The sequence below is a fragment of the Brachybacterium sp. Z12 genome, from assembly GCF_014400405.1.
Taxonomy (GTDB): domain Bacteria; phylum Actinomycetota; class Actinomycetes; order Actinomycetales; family Dermabacteraceae; genus Brachybacterium.
Genome location: NZ_CP060496.1, coordinates 809641 through 822939, shown reverse-complemented (window position 1 = coordinate 822939; position 13299 = coordinate 809641). Strand labels below are relative to the sequence as shown.

The following is a 13299-nucleotide window of genomic DNA, read 5'->3' as shown; positions in this document are numbered from 1 at the left end:
GATGCGCGCGATGACCATCACCGAGGACCACCGGCTGGAGCTCGCCGAGTTGCCGGAGCCGGTCCTCGCTCCCGGCGAGGTGCTGGTCGACGTGGTAGCCGCGGGCGTGAACCGTGCCGACCTCGCACAGACCGCTGGGAAGTATCCCCCGCCTCCCGGGGCGTCCGAGCTTCCGGGGCTCGAGGTCTCCGGGCACCGGCGCGACACCGGCGAGAAGGTGGTGGCCCTGCTCGCGGGCGGCGGCTACGCCGAGGTCGTCGCGGTCCCCGAAGAGCTGCTGCTCCCAGCGCCTGAGGGGATCGGCCTGGTCGAGGCGGCGGGAGTGGTCGAGGTGGCCGCGACGGTGATCTCCAACCTGGTGCTCGAGGCCGGCCTGCACGAAGGCGAGACGATCCTTATCCAGGGCGGCACCGGCGGCATCGGCAGCGTCGCGATCCAGATCGCCCGGCACCTGGGTGCGAGGGTGCTCACCACCGTCGGCTCCGAGGAGGCGATCGCGACGGCCCGCGCGCTGGGAGCCGACATGGCCTGGAACCGTCACACCACCGATCTGCTGGAGGCTGTCCGCGAGACCGGCGGGGTCGACGTCATCCTCGACGTGGTGGGCGGGCAGGCCCTCGCCGACCACGTCGGGATGCTGCGGGAGAACGGCCGGTTGGTGATCATCGGGACGCTCGGCGGGGCGAGCGGGGAGCTGCCGATCGGCCTGCTGATGAGCAAGCGGGGCCGGATCATCGGCACCACTCTGCGCTCACGCCCGGTGGAGATGAAGCACGGGATCCTCGAAGCGACCCAGTACCTGGTGTGGCCGCTGCTGGCGTCCGGGGAGCTGCGCATCCCCATCCACACCCGGCTGCCTCTCGAGCAGGCAGCGGAGGCGCACGACATCCTGCGCACCGGCGGGCACCTCGGCAAGGTGATCCTCGAGGTGGCGAGACCGGCCGAGGGGACACGTCGGGGCCGACGGCGCCGCGGCGCCTGAGCTTCAGCCCAGCAGCTTCTCCAGCACGAGCACGGTGCCGTCCTCGTAGATCGAGTCGGTGACGACGTCGGCCACGTCCTTCACGCCCTGCGGGGGCCTGGCCCATGGCCACGCCCGCGCCGGCCCAGGTGAGCATCTCGGTGTCGTTGAAGCCGTCGCCGACGGCGACCGTGTGGGCGCTGTCGATCTCGAGCCGCTCGCGCAGCACCTCCAGGGCGCTGGCCTTGGAGACGCCGGGGGCGGCCATGTCGAGCCAGGCCGTCCAGCCGATCGAGTACTCCACGCCGTGCACACCGGACTCGGCGATGACCTCGGAGAACTCCTGCGGGGTGAGATCCGGGACGTGGACCACCACACGCACCGCCTCGAGCCCCATCAGGTCGTCGAGGTCGCTCTCGATCGCCTCGACCCCGAAGCTCGAGTCCTGGAAACCGGTGGTGGAGCGGAAGCTGCCGTCGGCCATCTCGACGGCGTAGTGGGCGTCCGGGGCGACCTCGCGCAGCGTGCGCAGGGCGTGGCCCGGGTGGAAGATCTGGGTGTCGATGACGCGGTGGCCGCCCACGGCTTCGGGATCCATCTCGATGGTGACGGCGCCGTTGGAGCAGACCGCGAAACCGCGCGTGACACCCGCGGCCTCGACGATCGGCAGGGTCGCACCGAGGGAGCGGCCGGTGGCGATGACGACGGTGTGCGTCTCCGCGGTCCGCTGGAGCACCTGGTGCATCTCGGAGCTCATCACCCCGTCGTGGTCGACCAGGGTGCCGTCGACGTCGAGCCCGATCAGCAGGCGCTGGTCGGCGAGGCCGTCGAGGTGCTCGTGCAGGCGTGCACGGGTGGCCTCACGGTCGGTCGTGGAGAGAGAGGTCGTCATATCAGGCAGTGTGGCATCAGCATCCGACGTTCGGGTGAACCGACGGTGACGAAGTGCCTCGAGCAGGCGGCGCAGGGGTCTGGGAGCGGGCATCTCAGGCAGCGCTCCCCACGACCTCGAAGATCTCGCGCCCGCCGAGGTAGGGGCGCAGCCCCTCGGGGACCACGACCGACCCGTCGGCCTGCTGATGGTTCTCGAGGATCGCGGCGATGAAGCGGGTGGTGCCGAGGGTGCCGTTGAGGGTGGCGACCGGCCGCAGACCGTTCTCGGTGCGCTCGCGGATGTTCAGCCGACGCGCCTGGAACTGGGTGGTGTTCGAGGTGGAGGTCAGCTCGCGGTAGGTCTCCTGGCTGGGCATCCACGCCTCGCAGTCGTACTTGCGGGCGGCGGAGGTGCCGAGGTCACCGGCGGCGGTGTCGATGATGCGGTAGGGCACGTCGATGCGCGCCATCATCTCCCGCTCCCAGCCGAGCAGCCGCTCGTGCTCCTCGTAGGAGTCCTCGATGCGGCAGTAGGAGAACATCTCGACCTTGTGAAACTGGTGCACGCGGATGATGCCGCGAGTGTCCCGGCCGTAGCTTCCCGCCTCGCGGCGGTAGCAGGCGCTCCAGCCCGCGTACCGGATCGGGCCACCTTCGAGGTCGATGATCTCGTCCTTGTGGTAGCCGGCCAGCGCCACCTCGCTGGTGCCGACGAGATACAGGTCATCACCCTTGTCGAGGTGGTAGACCTCGTCGGCGTGCTCGCCGAGGAAGCCGGTGCCCTCCATCGCCTCGGGCAGCACCAGGGTGGGGGTGATCATCGGGGTGAATCCGGCCTTGGTGGCCTGGTCGATCGCGGAGTTCAGGATCGCCAGCTCGAGCTGCGCACCCACGCCGCGCAGGAAGTAGAAGCGCGCGCCGGAGACCTTCGCGCCGCGGGCCATGTCGATCGCGCGCAGACCCTCAGCGATCTCCAGGTGGTCCTTGACCGGGTGGTCGAACTGCGGGATCTCGCCCACGGTCTCGCGCAGGACGAAGTCGTCCTCGAGCCCTTCGGGGCGCCTTCGGCGAGATTCGGGATCTCGCGCAGCGCGGAGTCACGGGCGGTGAGCGCCTCCTCGGTCTCGGCCTCTAGGCGCTTGACGTCGGCGGCCAGCTGCTTGACCTCGGCCAGCAGCGCCTGCTTCTCCTCACCCTTGGCCTGGGCGACCTTCTTCCCGAAGGATTTCTGCTCGGCGCGCGAGGATTCGAAGGCCGCAGTGGTCTCGCGCCACCGGGAATCGGCCTCGAGCACCGCGTCCACGGTGGCAGGGTCGCGTCGGCGTGCCCGCTGTGCTTCGCGGACGACTTCGGGATTCTCGCGCAGGAGCCGCAGATCGATCATTGCTCCAGGGTACCTGCGCACGCACGCGCCAGTACCCTGACGGAATGGACCTCACTCTGCTGCTGCTGAGCATCGCCTCGGTGGTCACCACCGTCGTCACCGTCTGCCTGCTGGTGATGGTGCTGCGTCGACTGGGCCGCCACCGCCGCGAGCTCAATGAGCTGCGCACCGTCGCGCAGAACCGTTCGAGCACACCTGAGGCGGAGGACGACGCGATGGGCGCCGAGGAAGCCTCGCCCGCCGACGACGACCGGCTCCGCAGGGTCGCTGTGGTGCTGAACCCCTCGAAGTTCGAGGAGACGGACTCGTTCCGCCGCCGCATCACCGAGGTGGTGGAGCGGATCGAGGGCGCTGAGACCGTCTTCTACGAGACCACCATCGATGACCCCGGTGAGGGGCAGGCCCGGCAGGCCGTCGAGGACGGTGCTGACCTGGTGATGGCCGCCGGTGGCGACGGGACCGTGCGCATGGTCGCCTCCGTGCTGGCAGGCACCGACACCCGGATGGGGATCATCCCCGCCGGCACCGGCAACCTCCTGGCACGCAACGTCGACATCCCGCTGGACGACCCCGCGGCGGCGATGGTCGCGGCGCTCACCGGTTCGGATCACCAGGTCGACGTGGGCTGGCTGCGCACCGGCGACTCCGTGGCCGCAGCCCGTTCGGCGCCACGGCAGATCTTCCTGGTCATCGCCGGTTTCGGCGCGGATGCCGAGATGATTGGCTACACCGATCCGAAGATGAAGAAGCGGATCGGCTGGATCGCGTACGTCTTCGGCGGGATCCGCACCGTGCTGGGCCGCTCGGTGGACGTGGTGGTGCAGCTGCCCGACGACACCCGTCACGCGCACAAGGCCCGCACCGTGCTGCTGGGGAACGTGGGCAAGCTGCCCGGCGGCTTCGTGCTGATGCCCGACGCGACGATCGACAACGGCCGGCTCGAGGTCGTGGTCGCCGGATGGCGCGGTGCCGCAGGCTTCAGCCAGGTCGCCGCCCAGGTCGTCAACCCGAAGCTCATCCCGAAGTACGGGCCGAAGCTCTCCACGATGGAGCGCTACCTCACCCCCGGCATCCGGGTGACGACCACGAAGGCACAGCCGGTGCAGCTCGACGGCGATACGGACACCGAGGCCACCCACCTGATCGCCACGGTCGATCCGGGCGTGCTGCGCCTGCGTGTCCCGGAAGGGACGGATCCTTCGGAGGCCTAGACCTTCCCTGCGTCCGGCGCCATGAGCTTCCCGCTGCGGGCGAGCTCGGGGTCGGTGCAGGAGGAGAGGTCGAAGCAGCACGGCCTGCGCTTGCCGCCACGCAGCTTGTCGATCGAGACCTCCACGCGCCGAGCACGGGTGTCCGGTTGCGAGTCGCGCCGACCCAGCGCACCCATTCCCAGCGCGCCATCGGGGTGATCGCGGCCCACGTCTCGTCCAGGTCGTCGGCCTCGGCGAGCGCGGCGCCGAGGTCCTGCGGGATCTGCGGTTCGGGCCAGGCCTTCGTGGGGCTGAGGGTGAGCTCGACCCCGGTGCCGTCCTCGAGATCCAGCGCCTGCCGGAGCTCGTCATCGATGCGGAGCCAGTGGCCTCTGCGCCCATCGGGCTCGATGACGGTGCGCAGCCGGTGCCCGTTCAGCTCGGCCTCGGCGGCGACCTGGCCGCGGGAGGGCAGCTGGTCGCTGACCTCCTGCGGCAGCGGGATGATCAGCCGGTCGCCGACGGCACGCACCTCGGCGCGACCGACGACGGGCGAGCCGACGACGGGCGAGAGGGACCCGCTCCGGGCCATCACAGCTCCTGGTCCATGTCGAGCGTGCTGCGGACGCCCTCCACGCGGGAATCCTCCAGCGGCGGGACGACCATGACGGGGCACTCGGCGCCGTGCAGGGTGGCTCGGGAGACCGAGCCGAGCAGCGCGCTGGCCACCGCGCCCCGGCCGCGGGAACCGACGACGAGCAGCTGGGCGGTGCGCCCGGCCTCGTGCAGGAGCCCGGCGGGATCACCCACCACCACCTCCCCGGTGACGTCGAGGTTCGGCATATGTTCCTTGACCCAGTTCACCGCCCCGTCGAGCGCCGCCTGGACCTCGACGCGCCGGTGCTCCACAGCCTCGGACACGGCGGCGGGCACGGCGGGAGCCCAGAAGTCGCCGCTGCGCGGTGCCTGCAGGGCGGCGAGCATCCGCAGCGAGGTGCCGCGCTCCACGGCTTCCTGCGCCGCATGCAGCGCAGCGCGACGACCGGCGAGGGAGCCGTCGAGTCCGACGACCACCGGGCCGGAGGCGCGCTCGGAGTCGGAGGGGACGACGATCACGGGGCAACGGGCATGGGCGGGCAGCTCGGCGGCGACCGATCCGAGGATCCGTCCGAGGAAGCCGCCCCGGCCGCGCGCTCCGACGACCATCACCAGCGCGGTATCCGACGACTTGACGAGAGCTCCGACGGAGTCTCCTCCGCAGTGAGGTAGGTGACCTTGCCGGGATGGTCCGCGAGCTGCTTCGCCGCCTCGTCGAGCACGGCGTGGGCCTGCCGCTTCTTCACCTCCGCCTCGGGCTCCTGCGGGAGCGCCGCATAGGTGACGTAGAGGTCGAGCGGAGCGCGGTAGGTGGAGATGACGGAGAGCGTTACGCCCCGGCGCGTGGCGATCGCGGCGGCATGCGCGAGGGCTGCGGTGGCATGCGGGGATCCGTCGAACCCGACCGCGACACCGAGGCTTCGTGCGCCGGGATCGAAGGGGATCGTCTGGTGTTCGTGGAGGCCGTTGGAGTTCATGGTGCATCCCTTCGCGGGGCTTCCGAAAAGGCGACGATGACGCCCCGTCTCGAGTCCATCCCCGCCACCTCCACCGTACTCCCCACGGCGCCGGCGGTCCCGGGACTCAGGTCGGGGTGATCATCCCGGAGAGCCTCTCGAGCCAGTCACGGGCATCGTCGTAGGCGTGGTCGGCGTAGTCCTCGCGCACCTCGGCGCCCTGCCCGTCGGCCCTCGGGTAGGAGCCGAGGTAGTGCACGACCGGGCAGAGCCGGTGCAGGGAGCGCAGTGCGGCAGAGACGCGGCGGTCCTCGATATGCCCCTCGACGTCGAGGGAGAAGGAGTACCGGCCCAGGAAATCGCCGACGGGACGGGACTCGATCCGGGACATGTTCACTCCGTTGGAGCTGAGGATCTCGAGCGCCTCGAGCAGGGCGCCGGAGCGGTTGTGCGGCAGCTGGAGGACGAGCGTTGTCTTGTCAGCCCCGGTGCGCGCGGGGATCCGGCCCTCGCGAGTGACCAGCACGAAACGCGTGATGGCGCCTTCGTAGTCCTCGATGCCCTCGGCGAGGACCTCGAGACCGAAGTGCTGGGCGGCGAGCGGCGAGCAGACGGCCGCCCTCCCCACGCCTCCTCAGGGTCGAGGGCGGCGAGGTCACGGGCTGCGGCTGCGGTCGAAGAGGCTGCGGCGATCTCGGCCTCGGAGACGTTGCTGCGCAGCCATCCCTGCACCTGCGCCTGTGCGTGCGGGTGGGAGGAGACGGTGGCGAGCTGCTCCAGCGGTGTGACCTCGCGCGCGGCGAGCACGAAGGTGATCTGCACGGTCTGCTCGGCGACGATGGTGATGGCGTCGGTCGCGGCGAGCACGTCCAGGGTGCCGGAGACGCCGCCTTCGACGGAGTTCTCGATCGGTGCCATCAGCGCGTCGATGTCCCCGGCGAGCAGGTCGGTGGTGGCCGTGGCGACGGAGGAGAAGGGCACCAGCTCCGGCTCAGCGCCGGCGAACTCCTCGGGGGTCTCGGCGAGGGCCTGCAGGAGCGCCTGGTGGGTGAACGTGGTCTCGGGACCGAGGAATCCGTAGCGCATGGGGGAAGGGTACTCGGCCAGGTACGACCGGCGCGGATCAGGCCAGCGCAGTCCCGGAGCGGCGAGCCCTCAGAACGGCGGGCCCTCGTCCAGCGGGATCGGGCACGTTCAGGCGCGGGGCCGGGGTCCTTCGCCGATCCAGTAGCGACGTTTGCCGTCACGGACGTCCTCGAGCTCACCGCCGGCCTTCTCGATGACGTGGCGGGAGCCGTGGTTGTCCTCGTCGCAGGTGATCAGCACCGGGTCGATGTTCAGCTCCTGCGCCTCGGTGAGCGCGATCGCGAGGGCGGCGGAGGCGACCCCCTGCCTCCTGGCCGAGGGCCGCACCGAGTAGCCGATGTGGCCGCCGTGGTCGAGGAGGTACTTGGTCAGGCGGTGCCGGGTGGCGATGAATCCGAGCATCTCGTCGGTCTCGGCGTCGACGATCCAGCGACTGGTGCAATGCACCCAGCCTTCCGGGAGCTCGGTGGTCGGGTCCTCCTCGGCGAGGCGGGCTGCGACAAATTCGCGGACGTCTCTCTCACCGATCGGAGGCTGCTGCGGGTCACGGATTCCGGCCCCGTCGATCGCGGTACCGGCGAAATCGGCCACGCAATCCAGGTACTCGGCGGACCGGGCGACGGACGGGGGCACGAGTCGGATGGTGCGGGACATCGGATCATGGTGCCACGGCGGTGACATCTCAGTACGGCGGATCGGTGTCCCACCGCGCGTGCCAGGCGGCGTCCTCATCATCATGTTCGCCCTCGACCGCTGTGTCGATGGGCCCCCATTGCTGATGGATCCGATCCACCTCTCCGTTGCGCTCCATCTCCTCCATCATGCGTAGCCACTGGTGGTGCTGCCAGGAGTCCTCCAAGGCGGAGGCGATCCGGGGCGTGGCGAGGTCAGGCCGTGGCGCCACCCTCGTGGTGGCGAGGGCGGGGTTCCCGATGGTCCAGGTGGTGGAGCCGTCGGGTTCTCGGACGGGGTCTATCCGTCGGGCTGTCTTGAGGTCGTGGTGTCCCCAGTGCAGCCGGTGGAGGTTGTCGAGGCTGGTGGGTCCGCCGCGGGAGGGGTGCGCGTGGTCGAACTCCTCGATGTGGTCGTTCTCGGCGTCATCCGTGGTGGTGCGGGTGCATCCGGGGGCGGCGCAGCGGGGGTTCTGCAGACGCAGGTGTTCGACCATCTCGGGGTGGGTCGGTAGCGGTCCGCCGGGACGGGGAGGAAGGCGCCGCGGATCGGCTCGGTGAAGACCCGGTGCCAGACGGGCTCGGTCTCGGCGAGCGCGCGGGCCATCTCGGCGGGCAGCGGGATGATGCCGTCGTAGGTCGCGGGGGTGTCGTCCAGACCCATCAGGGTGAGCACGGGGATGACGACGTTCACGCGGTGGCGGGGCGCGGGCACCTCGACGCCGGCGGTGTCGAGCAGGGTGCGGTGGATGATCGCGTAGCGGAGGTCGGCGAGGCTCATCGCGCTGCCCCGGCGGGCAGCGTCGCCGTCGAGGTCGAAAGGAACCGGGGCACCCTTCTCCACGGCTCGCCGCTGATCGCGCTGGACGGCGTGTGCGGCGGCGTCGAGCCGGCGTGCGAGAGCCAGGATCTCCGGGATCGGCCCGGTGATGCGCAGGCAGGCGGTGCCGTCATCGCGCCCGTTGCCCTCGAGGGCCACGTCGCGGGAGTCCTCCGGGGAGGGCTGGGGCCCCTGGGATTCGAACCATGAGACCAGCTGGCGCAGCTCGTCACGGAACCTGTCCGCGGGAATGGAGGCGAGGTCCCAGGAGGCGATCTGCTCATCTGCTTGGGAGCGCTGGAATGGCGTGAGCTCGCGGACTGCTCGGAGGGCCCTGGTATGCCATTCCCACGGCATGTCACCGACGGCGAGGCGTTCGAAGCTTCGCGGCATCTGTGTCACCGCAATATGCGCCTCAGAAATGCGGGAGTTCGCGATGTCGGTGGTGGTGCGCAGGGCGATGGCGACCGCGAGGCTCCGCTCCTCGCGGTCCTCCGTGAGGTCCGGGTCGTCATGGTCGATCCAGAAGGGGGCCAGGGCGAGGAGCTGCCGTCCGTGACGCCGGGAGGCCTCTTTCTCTTCACGCAGGAGGCCGGTGATGGCGGCCGCGTCGGCGCTGCCGGGCGTGAGACCGCCCCGAGTGAGCAGGGAGGATTCCGTGAGCACGGACCGGGCTCGTACCCGTGAGGCCGGCGGACCGCTGAGCGCAGAAGCGCCCATTCCTGCAGAGCGCCGCCCTGCACGGCGTTCTGTCACCGTCATCATCCTCATCCTCACCCCCTCGAGAGTCCTTCGCGACGCAGGCCACGTTCGAACGATGCTCGCCACGATCGCGAGGCCGTCTGAGTCGAACATAGCCGCAGTATCGAACATTTCTGCGATTCGCTTTCGACCTTACCGAGGCGCACCGCAGAGGGCAATGGGACGGCACAAATGGGGATGAATATGTGGATAACTCCGAGTGGGGAGGAAAGGTGGCTAGCTCGTCCGGCGCGCGTGGCCCAGAATTTCCACATTCCTTCCACATTTCAGAATGGGCGTTGCCGCGCCACCTGCACTCGGGGATGCTGGACCTCCCAGGCGCTATCCCTCGTCGTGCAGTGCCAGCATCCAGCGTTCCGCTCGTCGGGTGCCGCCCGCCGGGTGGGGCACGATCTCCCCGTCGGCCGGGCGCCGAGGCTCCGAGCGACTGCCTGGGAGGGAGCGTTGCCCGGGGCGATGAGGAGCACGGCCTCCTCCAGCACGGGGTCGCGCCGCGCACGCCCCACGATCGCCGCGGCGAGAGGCGTGCCGAGTCCGCGACCTCGTGCCGGGGCCAGCAGCCAGTACGTCAGCACCGCCTGGCCGCGTGAGATCCCGGGTGCGATGCGGTGCACTCCTCCCCCACCGAGGAACCGGCCCGTTGCCTGATCGATCGCAGCGAACTCCTGGAGCGGGCCGTCCTCCCGCCAGCGCTCGCAGCGGCTGAGGAACTCGGCGAGCGCTGGCGGCTCCCAGGGCCGGCCGATGATCTCCCCGGCCAGGAGGGCATCCTGACCAGCAAGGATCTCCTGCGCATGCCGGGGCCCGAGCCTCTCGAGGCGGATCATCAGGGCAGGTGCTTTCCCATCACGACCTTTTCCCCAGGCAGCCTGCCGACGACGTCCCAGCCGCGAGCGATGTAGAGGCTGTGGCCTGCAGAGCTGCTGTCGGCATCCGTCTGGAGCAGCGCCCGCTCGCGCGGGAGGTCTCGGAGCAGTGCGTCATGGAGCTGGCCTCCGATGCCACGCCCCTGATGGTCGGGCAGCACTGCCAGCTCAACGAACTCCAGGTGCCCCCGACCCACTTGCGGGCGTCGGCGCCGAGTGCTCCGGCGACACTGTCGGCCCACCACTGCCCGCGCTCCCCGGTGTAGCCCCACCCGAAACCGACCAGCTCGTCCTCGAGCTCGGCGGCGACCAGGCGGAATCCCGCGCGTCTGCGGTGCTGCTCCCAGAACCTGCCTCGCCAGTCCCCCTCATCCTCGACCGGGCCGAAGGCGAGCTTCCAGACCTCGAGGACGCGGTCGCGGAAGGGAACCGCGCCGTCCGCGTCATGGGAGGCGATGCGCACGCGGTCCGTCGAGCTGCCCGTCACGCGGGCCCGTTGCCGTTCTCCCCGCGAGCACGGCACGCACCGTGGCGAGGATCTCGACGTCGCGGGCGCCGCGCGCACGGGCCGTGGCGACGGGTGCGGCGAAGAGAGAGATCAGGGCCGTATCGACCGGCCCTCCGGACTCGCGCGCGGTGGCCTCGGCGTCCTTACGAGCCTCCTGCACGGCTCCCGAGGCGATGGTCGTGCCCGCTCCGCGGCGCGTGACGATGATCCGTGCCTCCTCAAGCAGCTTGTAAGCGCGGGCCACGGTGCCCGCGGCGAGGCCGAGATCGGCGGCATAGGTGCGGATCGCAGGCAGCCGGTCGCCCGGCTTCAGCTCGCCGGTGCGGACCTGCTCGACGATCTCGCGGCGCACCTGCTCATAGGGAGGCTGTGGAGAGGACATGGAGACCACGATAAGCCGTGAGGAAAAGGTGGAGGGACTGCACCGGGCACCGGCGCGGGTCAGGACCTCCCCGTAGCATCAGGATGTGCTCCAGGATCTGCTCACCCCCATGCGTCGCGCACTTCTCGCCGTGCTGCTCGGCGCAGCCCTCCTGGTGGGGGTGCCAGCCGCCTCCGCCGACGATCCCGACGATCCCGTGCGGCTCGTGATCGCCACTGCGGGGCTCGGCTGGGAGGACATCGATCCCGAGGCCACCCCGAATCTGCAGTGCCTCGCCGACCGCTCCGGCGCGGGTGCCATGAACACCACCTCGACCACCGTCGTCTCGACGAAGCGGCAGGGCATGGAGACCCTGCACTCCGGGTACCGGGGGCTCGCGGAGGAGGCGCCCCGCACCAGCGGGATCCCGAACCCGGCGAAGGACCAGTGGGAGCAGCTCGGGGTCCCGGTCAGCAGCATCGAGCTCGACGGGCCGAGCACGATGATCATGCGCGAGGGCGCGCGAGATCCGGAGGCGTCGCAGGAGACCGCCTACACCGAGATCGCCGATGCCGTCGACGAGGGCGAGATCGTCCAGGCCGCCGCACCGTCCCTGCCCGACCACGATGATCCTGCCCGCGACCAGGCGCTGACCACGCTCGATGCGAGCGTCGGCGCGATCCTCGACGAGCTCGGCGGCTGCGAGAGCACGGACCTCCCCCGCACCCTCCTGGTCTCCGTCGCCGCCACCGATCCCGACGACCCGGAGGCGGTCGAGCGCACCGGCGCGGTCGCCTCCCGCACCGTCGGGCTGCAGGTCGCCCTCGACACCGCCTTCCCCGGGCAGGCGCTCACGAGCGGGGCCACCAAGCAGACCGGCGTGGTGGTGCTCACCGACGTGCTCGCCACTGTCCTCGCCTCCCACGACGCCACGGCCGACGGGCTGATCCCCGGCCAGCCGTTCCGCGGCACCGAGCATGACGATCCGCAGCAGCTGGCGCTCGACCGCTCGCTGGCGGCGGCGAAGGTCGATGGCGCGACCGTGCCGGCGCTGGGCTCCTGGTTCGTGCTCGGCGTGATCGGGATCGTGATCCTGGTGATCCCGCCGCTCGCCCGACGTCCGCGCCTCGCGGCCGTGGGCCGGGCGCTCGCAGCGATCGCTCCGCTCGCGCTTCCGGTGGGAATGTTCGCCTCGCTGGTGCCGTGGTGGCGAGCCGAGAACTCCACCCTGGCCCTGACCGGCGTGGTGTGGGCGGGCTCCGCCCTGTTGTCGGCACTGGTGCTGGCCGGTCCATGGCGGCACAATCGTCTGGGCCCGGCGGGCATCTCCGCGGCGCTGGTCGCCCTGCTGCTCCTCGGGGAATCTGCCATCGGCTCCCGGTTCCAGCTGTCCTCGCCGCTCGGCGCGCAGCCGATCTCCGGCGGGCGCTTCTACGGGCTGTCGAACCACCTGTTCGGGATGGTGCTGGCCGCGACGCTGATGGCGCTGCTGTGCCTGTTCGCGATCGTGCGCACGCCCCGCGCACGGGTGGTGTGGACGGTGGTCGTCGGCGCCCTGGTCGCGATCGTCTGCGTCGCCCCATCGATGGGAGCGGACTTCGGATCGATGCTCGCGACGATCCCAGCCTTCGGACTGCTCGCGCTGCTGGTCTCCGGCATCCGTCCGCGACTGTGGCACGTCCTCGCCCTCGGAGCCGGAGGCGCCGTCGCGGTGCTGGGCGTGTCTTTCCTGGACTGGCTGCGACCCGCCGAGGACCGCACCCACCTGGGTCGCTTCATCGACGAGCTGCTCAGCGGCGAGCTGCTGTCCGTGGTCGTCCGCAAGCTCGCCCAGAACATCGCGATGACCACGGGCTATCCGGCGCTCGCGGTGGTGATGGTGCTCGCGGTGATCGCCTCGGTCGCGATCCTGATGCCGAGCCGACTGCGCTGGCGGCGACTGGCGGCGCTGGACGCCGAGCATCCCGCTTCCTACTGGGTGCGGGTGACGCTCGTGGCCGGGGCCTGGGTCGGTTACGCCGTCAACGACACCGGGCCGGTGCTGATCGCCTCGATGCTCGGCATCTGGATGTGCTTCCTGCCGGCGGTGCTGCCCACCCCGCAGGAGGCGTCGGAGATCGAAGAGCGCGGCCGCGAGGCCGCCTGATCAGGAGTTCTCGGCGTCCACCGCGGAGTGCACCACGAACGAGGTGTATTCGTCGGGCGTCAGCGGGGTCGCCAGGGACTCCGGGATCTCGGCTCGCCCGCACCGAGGTGCGAGGCGA

The 13299-nt window shown here is 70.7% G+C and carries 12 protein-coding genes and 5 pseudogenes; 3 read left to right on the top strand and 14 right to left on the bottom strand.

Features of this window, described 5'->3' with window-relative positions:
- Position 1 precedes the first annotated feature (1 nt).
- Complete coding sequence (locus H3H54_RS04400; RefSeq protein ID WP_262425672.1) at positions 2-982, top strand: NAD(P)H-quinone oxidoreductase; 981 nt, start codon at positions 2-4, stop codon at positions 980-982.
- A 3-nt stretch (positions 983-985) separates the two neighbouring features.
- Here H3H54_RS04400 and H3H54_RS04395 read toward each other — a convergent pair.
- Positions 986-1853 (bottom strand): annotated as a pseudogene (locus H3H54_RS04395) (HAD family hydrolase).
- Between the two features lie 94 nt (positions 1854-1947).
- Positions 1948-3218 (bottom strand): annotated as a pseudogene (gene serS / locus H3H54_RS04390) (serine--tRNA ligase).
- A gap of 44 nt (positions 3219-3262) precedes the next feature.
- On the opposite strand from serS, the gene H3H54_RS04385 reads away from it, so the two are divergent.
- On the top strand, positions 3263-4429 hold the full coding sequence (locus H3H54_RS04385; RefSeq protein ID WP_262425671.1) for a diacylglycerol kinase family protein: 1167 nt from the start codon (positions 3263-3265) through the stop codon (positions 4427-4429).
- Here the strand turns inward: H3H54_RS04385 and H3H54_RS04380 are convergent.
- From H3H54_RS04380 to H3H54_RS04330, 12 genes and pseudogenes are all read right to left on the bottom strand, one after another.
- The gene (locus H3H54_RS04380; protein ID WP_262426564.1) at positions 4426-4638 is read right to left on the bottom strand and encodes a hypothetical protein; all 213 of its coding nucleotides are present in this window, start codon (positions 4636-4638) and stop codon (positions 4426-4428) included. The two genes, H3H54_RS04385 and H3H54_RS04380, sit on opposite strands and share 4 nt — an antisense overlap.
- Positions 4635-5000: pseudogene (locus H3H54_RS04375) on the bottom strand (DUF1905 domain-containing protein); the annotation flags it as partial. The gene H3H54_RS04380 and the pseudogene H3H54_RS04375, both read right to left, overlap by 4 nt.
- Positions 5000-5482, bottom strand: coding sequence for a universal stress protein (locus H3H54_RS04370; protein WP_395963722.1), 483 nt, complete (start codon positions 5480-5482; stop codon positions 5000-5002). The pseudogene H3H54_RS04375 and the gene H3H54_RS04370, both read right to left, overlap by 1 nt.
- Before the next feature lie 87 nt (positions 5483-5569).
- A pseudogene (locus H3H54_RS19460) lies at positions 5570-5653 on the bottom strand (hypothetical protein); the annotation flags it as partial.
- Entirely contained in the window at positions 5614-5982 is a 369-nt protein-coding gene (locus tag H3H54_RS04365) for a universal stress protein (protein ID WP_262425669.1), read from the bottom strand. The pseudogene H3H54_RS19460 and the gene H3H54_RS04365, both read right to left, overlap by 40 nt.
- Before the next feature lie 106 nt (positions 5983-6088).
- Positions 6089-7047 (bottom strand): annotated as a pseudogene (gene pheA, locus H3H54_RS04360) (prephenate dehydratase).
- A gap of 108 nt (positions 7048-7155) precedes the next feature.
- Positions 7156-7701 carry a GNAT family N-acetyltransferase gene (locus H3H54_RS04355; protein WP_262425668.1) on the bottom strand — a complete coding sequence of 182 codons (546 nt, stop codon included), beginning with the start codon at positions 7699-7701 and terminating at the stop codon, positions 7156-7158.
- Positions 7702-7729: 28 nt separating this feature from the next.
- Entirely contained in the window at positions 7730-7858 is a 129-nt protein-coding gene (locus H3H54_RS04350; protein WP_262425667.1) for a hypothetical protein, read from the bottom strand.
- Between the two features lie 161 nt (positions 7859-8019).
- Positions 8020-9204 (bottom strand): DUF222 domain-containing protein, encoded by a 1185-nt coding sequence (locus H3H54_RS04345; RefSeq protein WP_262425666.1) that lies wholly within the window; start codon positions 9202-9204, stop codon positions 8020-8022.
- Between the two features lie 362 nt (positions 9205-9566).
- Complete coding sequence (locus tag H3H54_RS04340) at positions 9567-10127, bottom strand: GNAT family N-acetyltransferase (protein WP_262425665.1); 561 nt, start codon at positions 10125-10127, stop codon at positions 9567-9569.
- Complete coding sequence (locus H3H54_RS19455; protein ID WP_395963392.1) at positions 10127-10327, bottom strand: N-acetyltransferase; 201 nt, start codon at positions 10325-10327, stop codon at positions 10127-10129. The genes H3H54_RS04340 and H3H54_RS19455 overlap by 1 nt, the downstream gene beginning before the upstream one ends.
- 282 nt (positions 10328-10609) lie before the next feature.
- Positions 10610-11056 (bottom strand): GntR family transcriptional regulator, encoded by a 447-nt coding sequence (locus tag H3H54_RS04330; RefSeq protein ID WP_262425663.1) that lies wholly within the window; start codon positions 11054-11056, stop codon positions 10610-10612.
- Positions 11057-11141: 85 nt separating this feature from the next.
- Between H3H54_RS04330 and H3H54_RS04325 the strand changes: the two genes are divergently transcribed.
- Positions 11142-13181 carry a hypothetical protein gene (locus tag H3H54_RS04325; protein WP_262425662.1) on the top strand — a complete coding sequence of 680 codons (2040 nt, stop codon included), beginning with the start codon at positions 11142-11144 and terminating at the stop codon, positions 13179-13181.
- The last annotated feature ends 118 nt before the right edge of the window (positions 13182-13299 follow it).

Excerpts from the sequence above, each read along its gene's own strand:
- H3H54_RS04330 (WP_262425663.1), bottom strand. The coding sequence starts at position 11,056 with ATGTCCTCTCCACAGCCTCCCTATGAGCAGGTGCGCCGCGAGATCGTC.
- H3H54_RS04355 (WP_262425668.1), bottom strand. The coding sequence starts at position 7,701 with ATGTCCCGCACCATCCGACTCGTGCCCCCGTCCGTCGCCCGGTCCGCC.
- H3H54_RS04350 (WP_262425667.1), bottom strand. The coding sequence starts at position 7,858 with ATGGAGCGCAACGGAGAGGTGGATCGGATCCATCAGCAATGGGGGCCC.
- H3H54_RS04340 (WP_262425665.1), bottom strand. The coding sequence starts at position 10,127 with ATGATCCGCCTCGAGAGGCTCGGGCCCCGGCATGCGCAGGAGATCCTT.
- H3H54_RS04365 (WP_262425669.1), bottom strand. The coding sequence starts at position 5,982 with ATGAACTCCAACGGCCTCCACGAACACCAGACGATCCCCTTCGATCCC.
- H3H54_RS04385 (WP_262425671.1), top strand. The coding sequence starts at position 3,263 with ATGGACCTCACTCTGCTGCTGCTGAGCATCGCCTCGGTGGTCACCACC.
- H3H54_RS04400 (WP_262425672.1), top strand. The coding sequence starts at position 2 with ATGCGCGCGATGACCATCACCGAGGACCACCGGCTGGAGCTCGCCGAG.